This window comes from Winogradskyella sp. KYW1333, from assembly GCF_003335675.1.
Classification (GTDB): Bacteria; Bacteroidota; Bacteroidia; order Flavobacteriales; family Flavobacteriaceae; genus Winogradskyella.
In genome coordinates this window covers 50,561-73,321 of record NZ_QPHL01000013.1, presented here as the reverse complement: position 1 = coordinate 73,321, position 22,761 = coordinate 50,561, and the positions used below count along the sequence as shown (strand labels likewise).

Sequence of the window (22,761 nt, the reverse complement as noted above, 5' to 3'; positions counted from 1 at the left end):
AGAGTGACTTTATGTAATAAAAAAAGCCGACTCGTTAAAGTCGGCTTAATATTATAACTATTTCTTTAGTTTTTAATTTGATTTTTAAATTTATCAAAATCACTCTGTTGTACTTCTCTAGGCCATGAATTATTTGATGTATCTACATCTGCAGTTTCTAAATCTGGATCTACAGTAATAGCAACAATTTCTTTATCACTTGCTATTGCCCTACGGGCTTCTTTATCATTTAATCTCCATATCTGGGCTGGATATGTCACTTTTTCCTTAGAGTCATCTGCATAGGTATACTCAACTATAAGAGGCATTACTAATCCTCCTGGTTTATCAAATGTTACTTCATAAAAATACTTTGGTGGTGTTTTCATTTCATTTCTTTGTTCAGGCGTGAAGTTATCCATCAAATATTCTTTTACTGTTGGTAAATCACTGATTCCAGCACTATTATTAGCTGTTTCATAACCCTCCTTTCCTTCTTCAATGAAATAAACAAGACTATTTGGATCCATTCTATAACGTTCAGCAAGTTGTTTGCCTTCTTCATTTGGTGTATTTGTTACGGCGTACCTCTTCACTTCTTTAATTCCGATATCAGTGTAGTCGGTTGTATAAAACCATCCTCTCCAGAACCAATCTAAGTCTACCGCTGACGCATCTTCCATTGTACGGAAGAAATCTTCAGGTGTCGGGTGTTTAAATTTCCAACGATTTGCGTATTCTTTAAATGCATAGTCAAAAAGCTCTCTTCCCATCACTGTTTCGCGCAAAATATTCAATCCAGTCGCAGGTTTAGAATATGCATTACTACCAAACTGATAAGTATTAAGTCCCTTAGTCATTATAGGAGCAATATAATCTTGATCTCCACCCATATATCTTACAATATTCTTTGCAGGCCCACGTCTAGAAGGATATTTTGTTTGACCAGGTGAAAGTGCGTCTGGATACCACTCACCAAAATCTTGTTCTGCAATGTACTGTACGAACGTATCAAGACCTTCATCCATCCATGTCCATTGACGTTCATCACTGTTAATAATCATAGGGAACCAGTTGTGCCCTACTTCGTGGATTATTACACTCATCATACCGAACTTGGTGCGATCTGAATATGTTCCATCTGGATTTGGACGGCCAAAGTTGTAACTTATCATTGGGTACTCCATACCCATTGGAGCATGTGCAGAAATGGCTTTATGGTATGGATAATCAAAGGTCATACGTGAATAACTCTTTAGTGTACTCGCTACTGTCTTTGTAGACCATTCCCCCCAAAGTGGATTTCCTTCTTTAGAATAAAGAGACACAGCCATAACATCCTTAGTCTCTAACTTCACTGCCATCATATCCCAAAGAAATTTACGCGATGTTGCAAACCCGAAATCACGTACCATTTGTGCTGACAACTTCCAAGTTTTTTTATCCTTACTCTTAGTTTTTTCAGTAACTATTGCTTCGTCTTCCGTTACAATAACAACAGGCTCATCGTAAGATTTTTGCGCCTTCTTGTAACGCTTCATCATTTCTTTAGTGAATACTTCCTCTCTATTGGTTAAATAACCTGTACCATCTAAAATATGGTCTGCTGGAACAGTAATGTTTACATCAAAATTTCCAAATGGTAATGCAAACTCATCTCTTCCCCAGAATTGAGAATTTTGCCATCCTTCAACATCATTGTATACAGCCATTCTCGGGTAGAATTGTGATATGACATAAATACGATTGTCATTTTCTGGGAAATACTCATAACCTGAACGGCCACCATCTCTAACATGATCATTAATGTTGTACCACCACTTTATTTGAAATGAAAATTTGTCTCCAGTTTGCATTGATTTAGGTAATTCTACTCGCATCATGGTGCGGTTAATCATAAACGGCAAATCGTTTCCGTTAATATCTTTAACATGCTCTATATTAAAACCTCCATCGAAACGCTCTTTTAAATAAGATCTAACAGCTCGAGACGAAGAGGTTGCAGGACCAATTCCTGTACTATTAATTAATGGTGTTTTTGAATCTCTAGCACGCATGTTCTGGTCTAATTGGACCCATAGATACGTTAATTCATCTGGCGAATTATTTGTATAAGTAATAGTTTCATCACCATATAATCTGGCATTGTCATCATCTATTTCAATATCCATTTTATAGTCAGCCTGTTGCTGGTAATACGCTGGGCCAGGCGCTCCACTCCCAGTTCTAAACATATTGGGTGTTGAAAATTCATCATATAATTGTTTGAATTTATTTTCGTTGGTGTGGCCTGGTTTGCGTTCTGGTTTAATTTCGTTTTGTGCTAATGCACTAGCAGAAATAAACATTGTAGCGCATAGGTAATACTTTAAAATTTTCATGTAAATTAGTGTCGTTTGTAAAAATGATGACGAAAATAGCTAAATAAACTTAGCTTTAATAGTGTTTTAATTAAAGTTTAACAAGCAATTATCGTTGTCTGGAATCAATAAAAAACTCTTGTTTTTATCATTAATTTTGAGTCGAACAATATTTTGTTGATCTGTAAAAACATCAAACAAAACCCTATTCTTCACCTCAATACTTTTTACTTCTGAAATATTTACAATCTCTAGATAACAATAAGCAATATCGTCTTTATATTCTTTACCTATAAAATTGAATTCTACTGGCATTCCATTTAATGTTACCCTCAATTTGTCAGATAAGTAACGTTGCATGTATTCTTCGACTAATACTGATTCATTTTCAACACCCAAGGTTACCCTACCATCAAATCTTTCCCTTATCAAGGTCTCAAAATCATCAATAAATATTTGAGTTATTATTTGAACTGATTTTTCCTCTTTAACAAATTCAATGTTGGTGACACTAACATAATACTCATGAAGGTAACCACTCGACAGAAAAAGGGGAACTACAAGTAATAAAAATAGAGATTTGATTTTGCTCATTGTTAAAGGCTTAGTATGACTTAATCAAAAAATTATTCCAAAATTAATCATTAGATGAAGACTTTCTTATGTTATTATAGGCTTTTAACTTCAATTTTAAGAATTCAATAGCTTCAATATCATTGTTCCTATTGCACAAATCTAAAAACCCCTCATCCTCCTGACAAAAAAGAAAAAATTCAGTCTTTATGTTTTCCGCAAAAAATTTATTCTCAAAAATGATTGATTCATACTCTCTTTTAAGCCTTTCAATACAATTATCTCTTGCGTCTAAATCAACTATTTTTTTCAATTTTTTAGTCCTACCACTTATTTTATTTAACAGCTTATGAAAATTAACTCCAAATCCCAAACCAACATATCCCCAAGGACCTGCATCTGCATCATGCAATTTGCGCTCATTAATTGTAAGTGGTTTACCTATGTAACCAGGAATTCCAAGATCATAGAAATTCACTTCTGTTTTTGCATCAGAGTTTTGAAGGTCCGATTCTAAGCTACCAGTCAATATTTTACCTACTATGACTTCATCTAACTCATTGATTTTTTCAATTAGTGCAATTCTTAATATGCCAGAAATTATAATTGTGTCTGTTATTACAAATTCTTTTGATTCATATTTTAACCCAGATATAAATAAAGTATCATAAACCTTTGCTGGTATAGTAAAAGATCCGTCCTCTTCTGATACAGTATATTTTGGAGCAGTTTTATTCAATATATGAATACCTTCCACATCGCCATTTGCAATGAGCTTGCCCTTTAAGTCTTTGCGTTGTCCAAAAACAATAAGACTATATAAAATAAAATAAAATGTAAAACCGAATTTAATTCTTATCACCTTTAAATTTTAGATAAGACTGACTGAGCTGATTTATGCGTTCTAAAAATTGAACTTCCTTGTTTTTTGCTAATAAGGATTCATCAACACCTTTATTTTCAACATAGTCAACAAAAGCATTCATTTCATCAAGAGGAATATCAAAATTTACATGAATAAAATTAACACTGTATTGCTCTAAAGCGTTTTTAAAAGGTGTTTTGTTAAGTGCTTTGTCTTGATTAGTCATTTCTTCACCATCAATATCTGCCACTTGGCTTACTAAAAATCCTGCAAGATTTACCAAGTTTAGCATATTATCTACTTTTGGATTGTATTCATTAAACGCAACATTTTCAGCCTTTGTTTTATAATCTGCTGAAAACTGAAAATCCTCAATATGGTCTAAACCAAAATATACAGCATCTAGACTAACATTATAGGTTCTAACATTTTCTAAATCAGCATTTAAATTTCCGGTTAGGCCGAAAGGTAATAACACAACTTCGTCAAGTTTATTCACCTCCTCTACCAAAATCACAGTCATTTGTTTAGATTCTAAAATTTGTTCTGAAATAACAACCGTAAAATCTTTGAACTGAAGTGCTCCAAATTCCACAACATCGTTAATAGCAACGTCGATTTTAAATTCACCTATTTCATCTGTAACAGTACCCTTATTGGAAGACGTATTATAAACCGTCACACCCTCCTTATCTTGAGCGGATACTATAATTCTACCATTAATAGTTATACGATCAATATCTTGTGAAAATGCAATTATTGAAAATGTACAAAAAAGCGTAACTATTATTTTCTTCATTTTATAGCATTAAGAAATTTAAATTACGAACATAATCTTTAATTCTCATAAAAAAATGTTGGTAATTCTTTGTTAAATGTGATTTAGCTTCTTTTTCAGCTTTATTATAGATTAATTATCTTAGTAAAAAAAAAGAATTGAGGGATTTAATAATAGCAAGTACTTCTACTGTGCATGGTAGCGGTTATTTAGAATACCTTTTTGATGAATTAGAATTATTGTTCACAGACTGCAACGAAATTCTATTTATTCCATATGCTAGGCCAGGTGGCGTCAGTTTTGACGAATATACCAACATTGCAAATGCTGCCTTCAAAAAAATCGGTAAAAAAGTAAAGGGCATTCACGAATTTAATGACCCACAAAATGCAATTAGAAATGCTAAAGGAATTTTCACAGGTGGTGGCAATACATTTGTATTAGTAAATCAATTATATAGTAATAATGTCTTGGTAAGTCTACAAAGTGCTATTGAAGATGGCACACCTTATTTAGGTACCAGTGCTGGCAGCAATATTTGTGGTTTAACCATAAATACTACTAATGATATGCCAATTCTTTACCCTCCAAGTTTCAAAACTTTAGGCATAGTCCCCTTTAATATAAATCCGCATTACTTGGATCCAGATTTAAGTAGTAAGCATATGGGCGAAACCCGTGAAACCCGAATAAAAGAGTTTCATGCATTCAATACGCAACCAGTAATTGGTTTACGTGAAGGAAGTTGGCTAGAAATAAAAAATAATTATATTATCCTTCGAGGTAATCTAGATGCAATAATATTTGAACAACATAAAAAGCCCTATGAAATTGCGACCAATAGCGATTTAGACTTTTTAAAATAATTCTACAAATTTCTCAAAAAATGATATCCTAATATCTCAAAACCTTCATTATAGTAAAACTTATGCGAAGGATAATTTTGCACATATGTATTTAGTTCCATAGTCTTATAACCTTTGTTCATTGCATAATTATTGATCCAATACATAAACTTTTTTCCTAAACCAGATCCTCTATATTCGGGGTTTATAAATACATGGTCAATCTCTACAGATTTACCCGCGTAATGCCTTGTACAATACCAAAGACCGGAAACACCTATTAAGTTATTTCCTAAATAAATACCAGCGCATTCATAATTCTGTTCAATCATTTCATTAAATCTTTCTCGTAAAATTTCCGTTGATATTTTTGCTTCATTCAAATCATAAATCAAAGGCACAACTGATTCGATCTCATTTTTTGGAATTATGCTAAACTGAAAATCCATCTTTTATAAATTGTTTAGTATTGCTAAAATTAAATGATATTCGCACTAATTCAATATTTTAATGCCAATTAAGATGACTTTTTCAATAAAATTTGTGTCAAACTTTTGTAAATTGAATACAACTAACATATTCTAATATGAGAAGAGGACATTTTAAAGTTAGATTGATTATTGGTCTAGCTATTGTCGCTTTTGCTTTTGTTCGTCGTTGTAACCAACAAGAGGTTAATCCATATACTGGACGTACACAAGCCATTTCACTATCTCCAGAACAGGAAATTGCTATTGGACTGCAAAGTGCACCAGGCATGGCACAACAACATGGTGGTTTGCACCCAGACAATAGGTATCAAGCGCTTGTAGATGATATAGGTAATACGTTAGTACAAAGCAGTATTGCTAAAAATACACCTTATAAGTATGAATTTCATTTGTTAGCCGACGAGAGAACAATTAATGCATTTGCCTTACCAGGAGGTCAAATTTTTATAACCTATGCCCTATTTTCTAAGTTGGAAAATCAAGATCAATTAGCAGGTGTATTAGGGCATGAAATAGGACATGTACTGGGAAAACATTCTAACGAAAGAATAACCGACTCAAAATATTGGCAAACCCTGATTGTGGGAGCTGGCGCCATAGATATGGGTGCTGTTGCTCAACAAATTGGGCAAGGAACGCTCTTAAAAAATGGTAGAGATGATGAGTTGGAAAGTGATGAATTGGGAGTTCATTTTATGATTGATGCTGGATATAATCCTGAAGAAATGATTGGTGTAATGAAAATTTTAAAAAGCGCAGCTGGGCCAAATAGAGTTCCAGAATTTCAAAGCACACACCCAGATCCTGAAAATAGGATTGAACACATAAAAGAGTCAATTAAAAAATACAAAAATGCGTCTTAAGTAAAGACGCATTTTCTAACTAACTAACTCAAATAATTGTCTTAAGCAGACACTTATATTTTTATACTTTTTCAAGAACTGTACCGTTTCATTAATATCTGCTTTTACTTAATTAACTCAGTTAAAGCAAAAAAACAACATTCTTTGTAATCATATCTTTCATCTATTAAACGCTTAAAATTACCGTCTGTTACAATTAGAACCATTATATAACAGATAATTAACAGTTTTAAAACAAATATGTTAAGACATTCTAAAAACTATAGTACCATTTGAATGGGTAAATGAAGATTATAAAAAATTTTACGATTGAAATTTGTTATCAACTATGATATAGTATCTTTGATATCCTTAATATTAAAGATATGAATAAGAAGGTTATTTTAATGATATTAGACGGTTGGGGTAAATCTCCGGACCCTAAAGTATCTGCTATAGATAATGCCGAAACACCATTTATAGATTCACTTTATACAAAATATCCAAACGCAAGTTTAAGAACTGATGGATTGCATGTTGGTCTTCCCGAAGGTCAAATGGGTAATAGCGAGGTTGGACATATGAATTTAGGTGCTGGACGTATTGTATATCAAGATTTAGTTAAAATAAACCTTGCTGTTGAAAACAATACACTGCAAAACGAAACTGTATTAAAAGAAGCATTTAGCTATGCAAAGCTCAATAATAAAAATGTTCATTTACTAGGCTTGGTAAGCGATGGTGGCGTTCATTCTCACATAAATCACTTATTTGGATTAATTGATGCAGCGAATGATTATGGCTTAAAAGATGTATTTGTTCATGCATTTACTGATGGTAGAGATGTTGATCCAAAATCAGGTTATGGTTTTATTTCAGATTTAGAAGATCACTTAGAAAAAACAACTGGTAAACTTGCGACAGTTACTGGACGTTATTATGCAATGGATAGAGATAAAAGATGGGAACGTGTTAAGCTTGCATATGATGCTATTGTACATGGACAAGGGGTAAATTCAACTAATATCCTTTCAACTATACGAGAGAGCTATGAAGAAAACATCACTGATGAGTTTATTAAACCCATAGTTATTAATAATGAACAAGATAACCCAACTGCTAAAATCGAAGAAGACGATGTAGTTATATTTTTCAATTTTAGAACCGATAGAGGAAGACAACTTACTCAAGTTTTATCCCAGCAAGATTTTCACGAATATAATATGCATAAAATAAATCTTCATTATGTTACATTAACCAACTATGATGATAATTTTAAAGGTATTAATATTGTATTTGACAAAGATAATTTGAGTGAGACTTTAGGGGAAATTCTGGATAGGCATAACAAAAATCAAATTAGAATCGCGGAGACTGAAAAATACCCTCACGTAACCTTTTTCTTTTCTGGTGGACGAGAAGAACCTTTTAAAAATGAAACCAGAATATTACGTAATTCACCAAAAGTTGCCACATACGATTTAAAACCAGAAATGAGTGCTTATGAACTAAGAGATGCACTTGTACCAGAATTAGAAAAAGGTGATGTAGACTTTATATGTTTAAATTTTGCAAATGGTGATATGGTGGGTCATACAGGAGTTATGGAAGCGGCAATTAAAGCTTGTGAAGCTGTTGATGAATGTGTTAAAGACGTAATTACATCAGCATTAGAAAATGATTATACCACAATTTTAATCGCAGATCACGGAAATTGTGAAACCATGGTAAATACTGACGGAACACCTCATACAGCACACACTACGAATCCTGTTCCGGTTATACTAATAGATAAAGATTTGAAGGAAGTAAAAGATGGTATTTTGGGGGACATCGCACCAACTATCTTAAAATTATTGGGAATTCCCCAACCAGACTCAATGACAAGGCATAGCCTTGTTTAAATGTGGTAATTTGATATATTTATATTGTAATTGATTTAGCAATGAATTTTAATGAACGACTGATAATAGCAATTGATTTTGATGGTACCATAGTAGAAGATGCCTACCCTCAAATTGGTAAAACAAGAATTTTCGCTTTCGAAACTCTTAAAAGGCTACAAGATGATGGTCATAGATTAATTCTTTGGACATATAGAAATGGGACTAAATTAAAAGAAGCAGTAGATTTCTGTAAAGAAAACGGAATAGAATTTTATGCTGTAAATGCTAGCTTTCCTGAAGAAAAATACGACTATAGTCGAAGTAGAAAAATCCATGCTGATCTTTTTATTGATGATAGAAATATAGGCGGTATCCTTGGTTGGGGTGAAATATATCAAATGATAACCAATGAGATACCTGATATTAGAGCATCTAGGCGGAAAGGTGGTCTATTTGGTTGGTTTAAATAATTAAACTAAGTCAAAATAAGCTCTATCAATTTCTTCTCTATGGTCCGGGTGAGAGATATTCACAAGTGCTTTAACGCGTTCCTTTATAGTTTTTCCGTAAAGATTTGCAACACCATATTCTGTAACAACATAATGTATATGTGCTCTTGTTGTAACCACACCCGCACCAGGTTTTAATGTCGGTACAATTCTACTAATACCATGTTTTGTTACTGATGGTAATGCTATAATTGCTTTACCTCCTTCACTCAGAGATGCACCTCTAATAAAGTCCATTTGTCCACCAACACCAGAATACATTTTTGAACCAATTGAATCTGCACAAACCTGACCTGTAACATCCACTTCAACCGCAGAATTTATTGCTACCATTCTTGGGTTTTGTTTTATCACAGAAACATCATTAACATAATCGGACGAACGCATTTCTACAAAAGGATTATCATTTACATAATCATATAAACGTTTTGATCCTATTAAAAATGTAGCTAATGTTCTACCTGGATTTACACCTTTGTGGTTACCATTAATAACATCTTCTAAAATTAAATCAATCACACCATCAGAAAACATTTCTGTGTGCAATCCTAAGTCTTTATGATTACGTAATCTTGTTAAAACAGCATTAGGTATATTCCCTATACCCATTTGTAAGGTACTTCGATCTTCAATAAGTTCTGCAACAAAATCACCAATTTTAGTTTCTACCACAGATGGTTTGGATACTGAAAACGCCGGAAGCGGTTCATCAACTTCAACAAGAGAATCAATTTCAGTAACATGTATAATACCATCACCAAAGGTTCTGGGCATTTGTTTATTTACCTGTGCAATTACATAATCTGCGTTATCAATTGCCGCTAAAGTTGCTTCAACTGATACCCCTAAGGAACAATACCCGTGTTTATCTGGGATAGTAACGTGAATTAATGCTACATTCAGATCAATAATATTTCTTTTGAACAAAAGAGGCAACTCACTTAAAAAAACAGGAGTATAAGACCCATTTCCTGCATGAAGTGTATGCCGTACATTTCTACCTATAAAAAAAGAATTCACGTGGAAACTTTCTGCCAATTCGGGATTTGCATATGGTGCTTCTCCTTCGGTGTGCAATTGACAAATCTCTACATTTCTTAATTCTTCATGTCTGTCTGCCAATGCTTTTACCAATACTGAAGGTACTGCCGCAGCAGCTTGTAAGTATACTTTATCATTAGATTTTACAACTTTTAGTGCCTCTTCTGCGCTTACTGTTCTATACATTGAATTATTTTTTTAGATTACAAACTTACCTCACAAAAGATATAAAAAGACTGTGATTTATCATGTTTTTATAAAATTTAAAAATTGTCATAATTACCTATCTTTGCCACTTAATTTATGAGTTATGATAATTGTAAAAACCAGAGAGGAAATTGAATTGATGCGTCAGAGTGCCTTAATTGTGTCCAAGACTTTGGGTATGTTGGCCAAAGAGGTAAAGGAAGGAGTTACAACTAATCATCTCGATAAAATTGCAGAAGAATTTATTAGAGATCATGGTGCTTTACCTGGTTTTAAAGGATTGTATGACTGCCCTTCTACCCTACTTTGCAGTGTTAACGAAGCAGTAGTACATGGATTACCTACAGACAAACCTCTGGAGGATGGTGATATTGTTTCTATAGATTGTGGTGCATTAATGAATGAGTTTTATGGCGACCATGCTTACACCTTTGAAATTGGTAATATTGCAGAAGAAACTAAAAAACTCATTAAAATAACAAAGGAGTCACTTTACGAAGGTATAAGGCAACTAAAAATTGGAAATCGCGTAGGTGATGTTGGTTATGCAATCCAACAATATTGCGAAGCTCATGGCTATGGAGTAGTAAGAGAATTAGTAGGTCATGGTTTAGGTCGTAAAATGCATGAAGATCCGGAGATGCCAAATTATGGTAGACGAGGCCGGGGAAAAAAATTCATTGAAGGAATGGTCGTTGCTATAGAACCTATGATAAATATGGGCACACATAAAGTCAAGCAATTAAAAGATGGGTGGACAATAGTAACCCAAGATGGCAAGCCAAGCGTTCATTTTGAGCATGATGTTGCGATTATTGATGGAAAGCCGGAAATCTTATCTACGTTTGCGTATGTACATGAAGTATTGGGTATAACTACTAACGAAGAAGATGAATTTAGACAAAAATCTCTAGTTCTATGATGGTTAATCAACTAATTTCTGAAATTGAACCAAAAGAAATTATTAAAGGATACAAAGGAAGATTTGTTCATACAGAGAACATGACCATTGCTTTTTGGGAAGTTGAGGCTGGTTCAGAAATACCGCTACATAATCATATTCATGAGCAAGTTTCACAAATTATAGACGGTGAATTTGAAATGAATATTGGAGGTGAAATCAAAATTCACAAACCAGGTTCGGTTCTTGTAATTCCATCAAATGTTGAGCATTCAGGTAAAGCAATAACACCTTGTAAAATATTAGACATCTTCAATCCTGTAAGAGAAGATTATAAATAATTGATTTTGAAATCAGTTTTCAAATTTTTCTTAAACGTATTTCCTAGACCATTTCTCATTAGGATGAGTTATGCCATTCGTCCCGTTTTAGCTTGGATTTTAAAAGGTAATAATTTTATAGATCCAATTGATGGAAAATCATTTAAACGATTTTTACCTTATGGCTATGGAGAACAACGACCTAACGTTTTATCACCATCAACTCTGTCTTTAGAACGCCACAGGCTTTTATGGCTCTACCTTAAAAATGAAACAACATTTTTTAGCTCGAAACATAAAGTTTTACATTTTGCACCAGAGCAATGTTTTTTAAAACGATTCAGGTCACTTAGCAATATAGAATATACAACCACAGATCTTTTATCGCCAATCGCTGATATTAAAGCAGACATCTGCAATCTCCCTTTTGAAGACAATAGTTACGAGGTTATTTTATGTAATCATGTTTTAGAACATATTAATGATGACACTAGAGCCATGCAAGAACTTTATCGTGTGCTAAAACCAGGAGGCTGGGGAATATTTCAAATTCCTCAAGATTTAAATAGAGAAATAACCTTTGAAGACGACTCAATAACTGATAAGAAAGAACGCACAGAAATATTTGGGCAATACGACCACGTTAGGGTGTACGGTCGAGATTATTTTGATAAGCTAAGATCTATTGGTTTTACGGTAGAGGTTATAGATTATACATCTAAATTGTCTGAATCTGAAATTGATATATACAGATTGGCTAAAGGTGAGTTAATTCCTTTGGTTAGAAAATAACTATTCCGGAAACCCATTTAAAGCAAGTGTTTGTAATTCGTTCTTATCATTAAGATAAATGAGATAAGCTTTTAACTCTAGGTTTGATTCTACAAACTGTTTTACGCCTTCAACTCCCATAGCCTGAAATGCCGTTGCATAACCATCTGCCGTCATGCAATCTCCAGCAATTACTGAACTACTCAGAATATTTGTTTTGGTAGGATAACCGGTTTTGGTATTAATTATATGCGCATATCTATTCCCATCTTCGTCAACTTTAAATTTACGGTATGTACCAGAAGTTGCCATTGCTTGGTCTTTTAAAGCAATAACCTTAGAATAAGACTGTGTCCCATCAAAATTTGGATCGTCAATGCCTACTTGCCATTGTTTATTCCGTTCTACATTTAATCCAGAAACACGCATATCACCACCAATATCAACAAGATAATTTTCAATTCCTTTTGATTCTAAAAAATTAGCAATTATATCTATACCATAACCCTTTGCAATGGCATTAAATTCTAAATAAGTCTCCTTTGGTTTAACAATTTTGTTTTTATAAAGCGACAATTTATTGAAACCAACAAATGCCATTAAACTGTCTATAGTTGTACTATCAGTAAGAAACTTGTTTTGTTCAGCACCAAAATTCCACGCATTAACAACATTACCAATTGTTGGGTCAAAAACTCCATTGGTTTTTTCATATATTTCTTTTGAAGCTTTAAAAATATTTATAAAATGTAAATCCACATTATCCAGTTCACCTCTGTTTATTTTTGAAATATCAGAATCTGAAACATAAGTGGAAAGCGATTGATTAACAACACTAAACAAGCTATCTATTTCATTAATATAGTTTGTATTGTCATCTGACAGATATTGAATATTAAATGCTGTACCAAAAACAGGACCAGATAGTTTAATATTTTCTTGAGGCTTCGTTTTACAACAAATGACCATTAAAAAAAATAAGGCAAACGATATATTTTTCATATTTTAATTTTGAGGGTCAGCTAATGCATCTCCTAATTTAAATTCATTTCAATTACCTGAATTCCATTGTATTCTATTAGATACTCTTCATTAAGGTAAATTGGTAAATCCTCACCATTAGGATTACCCAAGCCAACACCTGCATATAGCACCTTTGCATTTTTATCAAAAGCATGTTTCTTGAAGGTTTCCATCCAAACAACATCATAATTATTTGGGTTTTCAGGTAACATCACTGCTCTGACAATTACAAAAAACCACTCCTTATTCTTGTCTATACAAACAAATTGTGGGTGTTTTTTTAATTTGCTATTAACAGCCACAAATTCAAAACCACGAGATTCCAAGTCCTTACCCACGTGATTCATTGCAAGGTTATGTAATTCTTGTGTTGTTAGTGCTTTCATTTTGTAAAGATACAAAGTTGACTACTTAAAATTATCTTAAATATCAGGGTACTGTACGAAGACTCAATTGCAAAATAACAACTTCTTAATACTGATTAATTAGCCTTTATAAATAAAAAATACCTAATTTTAAAACATAACTTAGAAGTACAAAACAATTATTGGCTACATTGATATAATAGAAAAATCAGATAGCGTTAATAAAGATTGGATTACATCAATAGATATCGAAGTGGTACAAGAAACGCCAGCCTTTCGGTTAGACCCAAATACTAGGCAATTATTTACACATAAAAACCTAGAGAGTGCAATTAAGGGCATATTGGATAACAAGGACTTATTATAGCGAAATGTAGCTGGCCACTATTGGATTAACGAATCGCTTTCTAATAATTTATTAGTCATAAAAGATGTAAAAAAGACTTCTTTCTAATATTAAAAAAGAACTTGATGCAATTCAATAATAAGTAGTATGACATTTAATGCGATGAATTCTTACACTCCGTCTAAACGTGTTGGGCTACTAATTGGTCCAATTTTATTTTTAATTCTAACTTTTTCAAATTTAGAGATTATAAATTCTCAAGCAGATAGTGTTATCGCAATAGCCGCTTGGATGGTAATTTGGTGGATTACCGAAGCTGTTTCAATTTCAGTTACATCACTCTTACCACTTCTTTTATTCCCACTACTTAAAATTATGCCTATGGGTGATGTGGGAGCAAACTATGGAAGCCCAATTGTATTTTTATTTTTCGGTGGTTTCGTATTAGCATTAGCCTTGGAGAAAGTAAATCTTCATAAACGAATTGCATTGACAATAATTAGTAAAACCGGAACATCTCCAAATCGTGTAATCTTAGGGTTTATGATTGCTACGGGCTTTATGAGTATGTGGATTAGCAATACGGCAAGTACCGTTGTAATGTTACCAATTGCTATGTCAGTAATTAAAATGCTTATTGATGATGAAGACGGATTTACCAAAAAAGATCGCAATTTTGCTTTGAGTGTTATGTTGGGTATTGCCTTTTCAGCGAACGCTGGTGGTATAGCCACGGTAATAGGAACACCACCAAATTCTGTTCTTATTGGACTTTTAGAAAATGAATATAATACGGAAATATCCTTTGTAAACTGGATGATGCTTGGCCTTCCCTTTTCAATGCTATTAATTGGGATTATATATGTGGTTCTTATCAATTTATTTCCTAATAAAGGATTATTGTTTAAAGCTACACATGGTATCATAAAGAATGAACTACAATCTTTAGGAAAAGTAACACCAAGAGAAAGACAAGTACTTATCACTTTCGCAATTATTGTTTCGCTATGGGTATTTCGCACTCTAATTAATTCAATTTTCCCACTACTTAAGCTTAACGATACGATGATTAGTATTTTTGGAGCATTAGCCTTGTTCACCATCCCATTCAATTTAAAAGGTGGTGAATTTATTTTAGAATGGAAAGACACAAGTAGACTTGCTTGGGGCATATTAATACTCTTTGGTGGCGGATTAGCATTAGCTCAAGGTATGTCTACTACGGGAATAGTTGATTTAGTTGCATCTTCAATTTCTAATAGCGATATAAGCATTTTACTCACAGCAAGTTTCCTGATAATTTTAATGTTATTCATGACCGAACTTATGAGTAATGTTGCCCTAACGGCAGTACTAGCTCCTGTGGTTGCAGGTATTGCAATTGGACTAGATATTCCGATGTTACATTTACTCATTCCTGTAACAATTGCCAGTAGTTGTGCATTTATGCTCCCCATGGCAACACCTCCTAATGCAATAGTATTTGCAAGTGGTTATATAAAAGTAAAGGATATGGCTAGGGTTGGTTTTTTTCTGAATGTCATTTCTGTAATCCTTCTTATTTTGATGTTTAAATACTTTGTACCTCTATTTTTCTAATTATGAAACAATTCTTTTATATACTTGGAAGCTTTATTTATATTGTTTTTTTTAACAATTGTAATGAATCATCAAACCTGCCTGATCCATTAGAAGCTGGTTGGAAAGGTGAAGTAATATGCGAAGTTATTTCAGATAATTCCGAGTTGCGTGTCCTTAAATGCAAATTACCCCCTAATGTTGGTCATGAACGTCATTACCATAATGCACATGTTGGTTATACATTAGCAGGAGGTAAATTCAGAATTGTAGACACCACTGGTACAAGAGAGGTAGATATTCCAACAGGATTTAGTTTTGAGAATGACAGAATAGATTGGCACGAAGTATTAAATATAGGTGACACAACTGCAGAATTTCTCATCATGGAATACAAATAAGAATGCCTTTTTAAATCTAAAATCAATTTTTTGTATCTTCAGTATGAAAAAAAAGAAAATGAAAACTACCAAAAGATTTGATCTCGCCATCCAAAAATTATATCAGGCTTTTCATAATAATACGCTAAATCCAGATGATTGCAAGCTATGTGCTGTTGGTAACATCTTAGATAATAATGACAATTGGAAACATTTAACCGACAAACATGGCTCAACAAAACTCAATTACCTGGGTAAATTGCATCAAAATTTAGGAAGACGTTTTAATGGTTATAGCCCACTAGAACTTCTCTCTATTGAAAAGGCATTTTTAAAAGGATGTGGTTATAAAGGTTTTAGTAAAGACAATCGACTTTATAGACCAGAGAATTTAACGGATAAAAATACACTTTTTAATGGACTGAATTCAGTAGTTACTTATTTATGCGAATTAGATGGAATAGTTGATATTATGGACTGTTCTAAATTATTTAAATTTGAATCTCAGTCTCTTAAATGTCAAAACTAATCCAAGAAAGAATTAAATAAAAAAACCAGCTTTAATAAGCTGGTTTCTTTTGTCTTTAATTTTATCCTCCAAAATCATCAAATCTGATATGCTCATCTGGGATACCAAAATCTTCTCCCATTTTTTGAACAGCTTGGTTCATTAATGGTGGTCCACAGAAATACAATTCAATATCTTCAGGAGCATCATGATGGTTTAAGTAGTTATCGATTACACAATTATGAATAAATCCAACGAAACCATCACCAGCTACATCATTAATATCTTTCTTAACCTTCCAATTATCTTCTTCTAACGGCTCTGAAAGTGCCATATAGAATTTAAAATTAGGGAAGTCCTTTTCTAGTTTTCTAAAATGTTCAATATAAAACAACTCTCTTTTAGAACGTCCGCCGTACCAATAGGTTACCTTACGACCAGTTTTGATTGTTCTAAACAAGTGATATAAATGTGAGCGCATTGGAGCCATACCTGCACCACCACCAACATATAGCATTTCACTTTCAGATTCGTTTATAAAGAATTCACCATAGGGACCAGAGATAGTTACTTTATCACCTGGCTTTTGGGCAAAAATATAAGACGATGCTATACCTGGATTTACATCCATCCATTGGTTTTTAGCTCTATCCCATGGTGGCGTAGCAATACGAACATTCAACATAATTTCTCTACCTTCTGCTGGGTAAGAAGCCATAGAATATGCACGCTCAACTGTCTCTGTATTCTTCATCACTAATGGCCATAGACCAAACTTATCCCATTCTGCTTGAAATTTATCAGGAGTTTCATGCTCCTCAGGATGTGCTGTAATATCTATGTCCGCGTACTTGATTTCGCATTCAGGAATTTCAATCTGAATATACCCTCCAGCCTTATAATTCATATCTTCAGGAATCTCAACAACAAACTCCTTAATAAAGGATGCTACATTGTAATTACGTACAACTGTTGCCTCCCATTTCTTGATTCCAAAAACTTCTTCTGGAATCGTAATTTCCATATCTTGTTTTACTTTTACTTGGCAAGATAAACGTGCACCATGCTGTAATTCTTTTCTTGAAAAATGAGGTGTTTCAGTAGGTAAAGCTTCGCCACCTCCCGAAAGCACATGGCATTCACATTGAATACAAGTTCCACCACCACCACAAGCTGATGGTAAGAAAATTTTATTAGTTCCTAATGTAGATAATAGTGTACTACCTGAAGCAACTTCAATCTCACGCTCACCATTAATCAGAATTTTTACTGGACCAGATGGCGATAATTTTTGTTTTACAAATAACAATAAGCCAACTAATACCAACGTAATTAATAAAAATGCTGCTACGGTTGCTATAACTGTTCCTGTTGTTCCTGCTGCTAAAATCATATTAATCTATAGTTTTAGTATTTTCAACTAATTTGTTTTTTTCTTTAACTTCAAGTTTTTCAACTTTAGTTATTGGTTCCGTTGAAGGCTCGGCTTCTTCATCACCACCAGTTAACATACCTCCAAAACTCAAGAAACCAATCCCCATTAATCCTGTAATGATAAATGTGATTCCTAGACCTCTTAATGGTGCTGGTACTGCACTGTATCTAATTTTTTCGCGTATAGCTGCAATCGCTAGAATAGCTAAAAACCATCCAATTCCAGAAGAAACCCCATAGTTTAAAGCCAATCCAAAAGATTCAATTTCTCGAGATTGCATAAATAATGAACCACCTAAAATAGCACAGTTTACAGCTATTAGTGGTAAAAAGATACCTAGTGAATTATATAATGAAGGTGAAAATTTCTCAACAACAATTTCTACTAATTGCACCATAGTAGCAATTGTTGCTATGAACATAATAAAAGACAGAAAGCTTAAATCGTAATCGGCATATTCTGCTCCTAACCACTTTAATGCTCCTGGTTGTAATAAATACTGATCTAATAACCAGTTCAATGGTACTGTGATTGCTAATACAAATATTACAGCTGCTCCTAGACCAACTGCTGTAGCTACCTTTTTTGATACTGCTAAGTATGAACACATCCCTAAGAATACGGCAAATACCATATTATCTATAAAGATGGATTTGAAAAATAATTCTAAATGCTCTATCATTTTCTTATACTTTTATTAAAACCCTTGAAGCTTAATCTTCTATTAAATCTTTATTTCTACTACGTTGAACCCATATTATAAGACCAACTATAATTAATGCCATTGGAGGCATCAACATAAAACCGTTATTCTCATAGCCTATAGAATACACTCCTGTTTTTTCAATCGGATCTCCCAGAACTGGAATTCCAAACAAAGTACCTGAACCTAATAACTCTCTAAAGAAACCAACAACAATGAGTATCACAGCATATCCTAACGCATTACCAATACCATCTAGGAAAGATTTCCAAGGCCCATTTCCTAAAGCGAAAGCTTCAAAACGTCCCATAATAATACAGTTGGTAATAATTAAACCTATGAATACTGAAAGCGTTTTACTTAATTCAAAAGCAAAAGCTTTTAACACTTGGTCAACAATAATTACTAATGACGCAACTACAATTAGTTGAACGATAATTCTAATTTTTGACGGAATTAGATTTCTTAATAAAGAAATAACAACATTACCTACACCTAAAACGAATAGTACAGCAATACCCATTACTAAAGATGCTTTAAGCTCTGCGGTAATTGCTAAAGCAGAACAAATTCCAAGTACCTGAATTGTAATTGGATTATTATCCGCTAATGGGTCGGTAATTAACTTCGTGTCTTTTTTTGAAAGTATTCCCATAGTTATTGTAAGTTTTTAAAGTAAGGTAAATACAATTTTAAATCTTTCTTTATCATTGCAGATACACCATCACCTGTAATCGTTGCTCCTGCCAAGGCATCAACTTCATTATCATCTTTGTTCTCATTTTTTGGATCGTTATTTCCTTTTGCTACAGTAATGCCTCTAAAGACACCTTCATCACTCAATAATCTCTCACCAGTAAAATCATCCATAAAGTATCGTTGCTTAATATTTGCACCTAAACCAGGCGTCTCACCCTTGTGGTCAAAAAATGCTCCTTGGACAACCATTTTTTTATCTATTGCAACATATCCCCAAATAGCATCCCAAAGTCCTTTACCCCTTATTGGAGCTACATAAACTTTTTGACCATTGTTATCTGAAATAAAAAGTGGCAAATATCTCGATTTACCTTCTTTAACTCTTGTTTGTTGTTTCTTTACATCTATCAAATAAGGCTCAATACCCTTATCAGAATCTTTTGAGTTTGCAAATTCCTCACCTGTCATTTCATTGATGATTTTACCATCTTTGACTTCTAAAACAATTTGCTCAGAAACATTAGAAGCAAATTCAGCTTCAGCTTGCTTAGCATCAACAAAAGTAATGTCTCCAGTTCCTTCATTTCCATTTATACCCATAGCATAAAGGATATTTTGTTGCTTTTCTATACGCTCATTTTCTTTAATATTTGGCCTCAATGCTGATGCCGTAAATGCAAGTAAAGAGCCTACAACCAATACCATTATAACTGCAAATAATATTGTGTACGAATTTTTATCTGTGTTAACTGCCATAATTATGCTGTTTTAACTTTTACACGTTTTAATCTTCGTTTTACATTTCCTTGAACAACATAATGATCAATTGTTGGCGCAAATACATTCATTAATAAGATTGCAAGGAACACTCCTTCTGGGTATGCAGGATTAAAAACACGAATCATAATTGATATAAATCCAATTAAGAATCCATAAATCCATTTACCTTTATTTGTTTGTGAAGCTGTCACAGGATCTGTAGCCATATAAACAGCACCAAATAGTATACTTCCTATAATTAAATGTTGCCAGAATGGTACACTCATTAAACCATAGAATTTACTAGATTCTCCTATCCAACCTGCATCTACAACTCCATTAAAAATTAATCCCATTGCCAAGGCACCAACTAAGGTACTTAACATTATTCTCCAACTTCCAATTTTTGTGAATATTAAGAAAAGTCCACCTATAATTATTAAGAATTTTGACGTTTCACCCACTGATCCAGGTATTAATCCCCAAAACATATCCCAGTAGTCAATGCCAGCCAGAGATGTGTTTTGTGCATAGGCACCTAAAAGGGTTTCACCCGAAATTGCATCTGGTGTACCAGCACGCTCAACAGCACCGTGAACCCATACTTTATCACCCGACATCCATGTTGGGTAAGCAAAGAATAAAAATGCACGTATTGTCAATGCAGGGTTCAAGATATTCATCCCTGTACCCCCAAATACTTCCTTGCCAATAACAACTCCGAAGATTACGGCAACAGCCAACATCCAAAGTGGAATATCAATAGGCACAATTAACGGCACAAGCATTCCTGTCACCAAGTATCCTTCTTCTACCTCATGACCTTTTATAATTGCAAAAACAAATTCTACTGCTAGCCCAACACCGTATGAAACAGCTACTAATGGCAGTACTTTTAATAATCCAATAACAAGATTGTCCAATGTCCAAAATGAGGCTCCTAGAAACCCATTTGCAACATCAATTTCACCTAATGCCAAATAATGCTGATAACCTGCATTGAACATACCAAAAATCAAACATGGTACTAATGCCATGATTACAGTATTCATGGTTCGTTTTAAATCATCTGCTACCTTAATATGAGTTCCTCCATGAGTTGTCTCATTTGGCATATATAAAAACGTAAATAAGGCATTAAAACCTGGAAGCCACTTCTTGTCTTTATTCTTTACTTTAAAATTGTGTAAATTTTGTTTTAAACCCATTATCCTATCTCTTTAAGCATTAAGTCTAATCCTTCTCTTATTATTTTTTGATGTGGTTGTTTAGATACGCACACAAATTCTGTTAACGCAAAATCCTCAGGTGCCACCTCGTACATTCCTAGTGCTTCCATTTCATCCAAATCTTTGTACATACAAGCTTTAAGAATCTGCATTGGATATATGTCTAAAGGAAAAACTTCTTCGTAGGTACCAGTAGTAACAAACGCACGATGTTCACCATTTGTATTTGTATTTAAATCGTACTTTTTCTTTGGGCTCAACCATGAAAAAGTTAATGCTCTTGAAGTAGAAATCTTATTAAATACAGGTTTGTTCCAACCGAAGAATTCATAATCATCTCCTTCTGGAATTACAGTAATAACGTTACTGTAATAATCAAGATTACCATCTGGCGCAACCTGTTTACCCGATAATACATTCCCTGAAATTATTCGATCATTAGCGTCCTTTTCAACACCATTATCATAAATCATTGTTGAAACCTCAGCACCTATTTTAGTCTTAAAGTATCTCGGTTTTTTAACTGAAGATCCTGCAAATGCAATTACACGTTGCGCATTAAACTTTCCAGTTAAAAGCAATTCACCAATAATAACCAAGTCTTGGGCATTTACAGTCCAAGCAACTTCGCCTTTATTAATAGGATTTACCTTATTAATAAGCGTGCCTACATTACCCGAAGGGTGCGGTCCGCTCACCTTGTAAATAGATACATTACTTAAACCTGTCAAGGGAGAATCTGAATTTTTTCCTACTGAAATATGAACTCCACCATCCGTCAATTTAGCTAAGGCATCTACAGCTGCTTGTAACTCTGCTTCTTTACCCTTTAATGTAAAATCAAGATCAGCAGCCAGTGGTGCACTTGCATAACCAGAAATAAAAATCGCTTTTGGCGAATTCTCTGGATTTGCAACAACATCGTAAGGTCTTTGCTTAATAAATGCCCAACAGCCTGAATCTAGTAAATGTGCTTTTACTTTATCTGCATCACTAGTTAAATCAAACTTTCCATGCTCTACATAACTTTGCTCTTTATCAGCAGTTATCTTAATAGCATCAATTCGTCTCCTTGGTCCACGTTGTACCTCTGTTATCTCTCCAGAAACAGGAGATACAAATTTCATCGCCTCTATATCCTTATTATAAAATAAGGTTTCACCTGCCTTAACACGTGTTCCTTCTTTTGCAACAAGTTTTGGGATGATACTGTGGAAATCTTCAGGTCTGACTGAGTAAAAGTTGCTAATTATAGCATTTTCTGTAGTTTTTTCGGCTTCGCCTACTAGCTTTATGTCTAAACCTTTCTTAATTCTGATGTCTTTTGACATATATATTAACGATTAGTTATCTAAAAATCCGTGCAAA

Annotated in this window: 24 protein-coding genes; 10 read left to right on the top strand and 14 right to left on the bottom strand. The window is 33.6% G+C overall.

Going from position 1 to position 22,761, the window contains the following annotated elements; genetic code table 11:
* Nucleotides 1-65: 65 nt before the first annotated feature.
* From DUZ96_RS03720 to DUZ96_RS03705, 4 genes are all read right to left on the bottom strand, one after another.
* On the bottom strand, nt 66-2,360 hold the full coding sequence (locus tag DUZ96_RS03720) for a M1 family metallopeptidase (protein WP_114300616.1): 2,295 nt from the start codon (nt 2,358-2,360) through the stop codon (nt 66-68).
* 66 nt (nt 2,361-2,426) lie between these two features.
* Nucleotides 2,427-2,933 (bottom strand): DUF6702 family protein, encoded by a 507-nt coding sequence (locus tag DUZ96_RS03715; RefSeq protein WP_258774309.1) that lies wholly within the window; start codon nt 2,931-2,933, stop codon nt 2,427-2,429.
* A 43-nt stretch (nt 2,934-2,976) separates the two neighbouring features.
* Nucleotides 2,977-3,774, bottom strand: a complete 798-nt coding sequence (locus DUZ96_RS03710; RefSeq protein WP_114300615.1) for a hypothetical protein — start codon at nt 3,772-3,774, stop codon at nt 2,977-2,979.
* Complete coding sequence (locus DUZ96_RS03705) at nt 3,761-4,576, bottom strand: hypothetical protein (protein ID WP_114300614.1); 816 nt, start codon at nt 4,574-4,576, stop codon at nt 3,761-3,763. The genes DUZ96_RS03710 and DUZ96_RS03705 overlap by 14 nt, the downstream gene beginning before the upstream one ends.
* Nucleotides 4,577-4,713: 137 nt before the next feature.
* On the opposite strand from DUZ96_RS03705, the gene pepE reads away from it, so the two are divergent.
* The gene (pepE, locus tag DUZ96_RS03700) at nt 4,714-5,421 is read left to right on the top strand and encodes a dipeptidase PepE (RefSeq protein WP_114300613.1); all 708 of its coding nucleotides are present in this window, start codon (nt 4,714-4,716) and stop codon (nt 5,419-5,421) included.
* Nucleotides 5,422-5,423: 2 nt separating this feature from the next.
* Here pepE and DUZ96_RS03695 read toward each other — a convergent pair whose 3' ends face one another.
* Nucleotides 5,424-5,849, bottom strand: coding sequence for a GNAT family N-acetyltransferase (locus DUZ96_RS03695; protein ID WP_114300612.1), 426 nt, complete (start codon nt 5,847-5,849; stop codon nt 5,424-5,426).
* A gap of 137 nt (nt 5,850-5,986) precedes the next feature.
* Between DUZ96_RS03695 and DUZ96_RS03690 the strand changes: the two genes are divergently transcribed.
* The 3 genes from DUZ96_RS03690 to DUZ96_RS03680 all read left to right on the top strand — a co-directional run bounded on the left by DUZ96_RS03690 (nt 5,987) and on the right by DUZ96_RS03680 (nt 9,089).
* A complete protein-coding gene (locus DUZ96_RS03690; RefSeq protein ID WP_114300611.1) occupies nt 5,987-6,754 on the top strand; it encodes a M48 family metalloprotease in 768 nt (255 codons plus the stop codon).
* A gap of 365 nt (nt 6,755-7,119) precedes the next feature.
* Entirely contained in the window at nt 7,120-8,637 is a 1,518-nt protein-coding gene (gpmI, locus tag DUZ96_RS03685; RefSeq protein WP_114300610.1) for a 2,3-bisphosphoglycerate-independent phosphoglycerate mutase, read from the top strand.
* Between the two features lie 41 nt (nt 8,638-8,678).
* Nucleotides 8,679-9,089, top strand: coding sequence for a BT0820 family HAD-type phosphatase (locus DUZ96_RS03680; RefSeq protein WP_114300609.1), 411 nt, complete (start codon nt 8,679-8,681; stop codon nt 9,087-9,089).
* Here the strand turns inward: DUZ96_RS03680 and DUZ96_RS03675 are convergent, their stop codons facing one another.
* Entirely contained in the window at nt 9,090-10,355 is a 1,266-nt protein-coding gene (locus tag DUZ96_RS03675) for an acetyl-CoA hydrolase/transferase family protein (protein ID WP_114300608.1), read from the bottom strand.
* A gap of 124 nt (nt 10,356-10,479) precedes the next feature.
* Between DUZ96_RS03675 and map the strand changes: the two genes are divergently transcribed.
* The 3 genes from map to DUZ96_RS03660 are packed head-to-tail and all read left to right on the top strand — an operon-like array spanning nt 10,480 to nt 12,389.
* The gene (gene map, locus DUZ96_RS03670) at nt 10,480-11,298 is read left to right on the top strand and encodes a type I methionyl aminopeptidase (protein WP_114300607.1); all 819 of its coding nucleotides are present in this window, start codon (nt 10,480-10,482) and stop codon (nt 11,296-11,298) included.
* The gene (locus tag DUZ96_RS03665; protein ID WP_114300606.1) at nt 11,295-11,618 is read left to right on the top strand and encodes a cupin domain-containing protein; all 324 of its coding nucleotides are present in this window, start codon (nt 11,295-11,297) and stop codon (nt 11,616-11,618) included. Before map ends, DUZ96_RS03665 begins: the two co-directional genes overlap by 4 nt.
* Nucleotides 11,619-11,624: 6 nt before the next feature.
* Nucleotides 11,625-12,389, top strand: a complete 765-nt coding sequence (locus DUZ96_RS03660; RefSeq protein WP_114300755.1) for a class I SAM-dependent methyltransferase — start codon at nt 11,625-11,627, stop codon at nt 12,387-12,389.
* On the opposite strand, the gene DUZ96_RS03655 is transcribed toward DUZ96_RS03660, so the two are convergent.
* Nucleotides 12,390-13,370: an FAD:protein FMN transferase gene (locus DUZ96_RS03655; RefSeq protein WP_114300605.1), complete on the bottom strand. Its 981-nt coding sequence runs from the start codon at nt 13,368-13,370 to the stop codon at nt 12,390-12,392.
* Between the two features lie 32 nt (nt 13,371-13,402).
* Nucleotides 13,403-13,777, bottom strand: coding sequence for a Na(+)-translocating NADH-quinone reductase subunit F (locus tag DUZ96_RS03650; RefSeq protein ID WP_258774308.1), 375 nt, complete (start codon nt 13,775-13,777; stop codon nt 13,403-13,405).
* 472 nt (nt 13,778-14,249) lie between these two features.
* Here DUZ96_RS03650 and DUZ96_RS03645 point away from each other — a divergent pair, with 472 nt between their 5' ends.
* The 3 genes from DUZ96_RS03645 to DUZ96_RS03635 are packed head-to-tail and all read left to right on the top strand — an operon-like array spanning nt 14,250 to nt 16,589.
* Complete coding sequence (locus tag DUZ96_RS03645) at nt 14,250-15,701, top strand: DASS family sodium-coupled anion symporter (protein WP_258774307.1); 1,452 nt, start codon at nt 14,250-14,252, stop codon at nt 15,699-15,701.
* A gap of 2 nt (nt 15,702-15,703) precedes the next feature.
* Nucleotides 15,704-16,081, top strand: a complete 378-nt coding sequence (locus DUZ96_RS03640) for a cupin domain-containing protein (RefSeq protein ID WP_114300603.1) — start codon at nt 15,704-15,706, stop codon at nt 16,079-16,081.
* 58 nt (nt 16,082-16,139) lie between these two features.
* Nucleotides 16,140-16,589 carry a Na(+)-translocating NADH-quinone reductase subunit F gene (locus tag DUZ96_RS03635; RefSeq protein ID WP_114300753.1) on the top strand — a complete coding sequence of 150 codons (450 nt, stop codon included), beginning with the start codon at nt 16,140-16,142 and terminating at the stop codon, nt 16,587-16,589.
* A 61-nt stretch (nt 16,590-16,650) separates the two neighbouring features.
* On the opposite strand, the gene nqrF is transcribed toward DUZ96_RS03635, so the two are convergent.
* From nqrF to DUZ96_RS03605, 6 genes are read right to left on the bottom strand one after another with little or no spacing between them, the layout of a single operon-like run.
* Nucleotides 16,651-17,961 (bottom strand): NADH:ubiquinone reductase (Na(+)-transporting) subunit F, encoded by a 1,311-nt coding sequence (gene nqrF / locus DUZ96_RS03630; RefSeq protein ID WP_114300602.1) that lies wholly within the window; start codon nt 17,959-17,961, stop codon nt 16,651-16,653.
* Between the two features lies 1 nt (nt 17,962).
* Entirely contained in the window at nt 17,963-18,685 is a 723-nt protein-coding gene (nqrE, locus tag DUZ96_RS03625) for an NADH:ubiquinone reductase (Na(+)-transporting) subunit E (protein WP_114300601.1), read from the bottom strand.
* Between the two features lie 31 nt (nt 18,686-18,716).
* Nucleotides 18,717-19,361: an NADH:ubiquinone reductase (Na(+)-transporting) subunit D gene (locus DUZ96_RS03620; RefSeq protein ID WP_114300600.1), complete on the bottom strand. Its 645-nt coding sequence runs from the start codon at nt 19,359-19,361 to the stop codon at nt 18,717-18,719.
* A gap of 2 nt (nt 19,362-19,363) precedes the next feature.
* Nucleotides 19,364-20,161: a Na(+)-translocating NADH-quinone reductase subunit C gene (locus DUZ96_RS03615; protein ID WP_114300599.1), complete on the bottom strand. Its 798-nt coding sequence runs from the start codon at nt 20,159-20,161 to the stop codon at nt 19,364-19,366.
* 2 nt (nt 20,162-20,163) lie between these two features.
* On the bottom strand, nt 20,164-21,372 hold the full coding sequence (locus DUZ96_RS03610) for an NADH:ubiquinone reductase (Na(+)-transporting) subunit B (protein WP_114300598.1): 1,209 nt from the start codon (nt 21,370-21,372) through the stop codon (nt 20,164-20,166).
* The gene (locus DUZ96_RS03605; protein WP_114300597.1) at nt 21,372-22,724 is read right to left on the bottom strand and encodes a Na(+)-translocating NADH-quinone reductase subunit A; all 1,353 of its coding nucleotides are present in this window, start codon (nt 22,722-22,724) and stop codon (nt 21,372-21,374) included. Before DUZ96_RS03605 ends, DUZ96_RS03610 begins: the two co-directional genes overlap by 1 nt.
* Between the last annotated feature and the right edge of the window lie 37 nt (nt 22,725-22,761).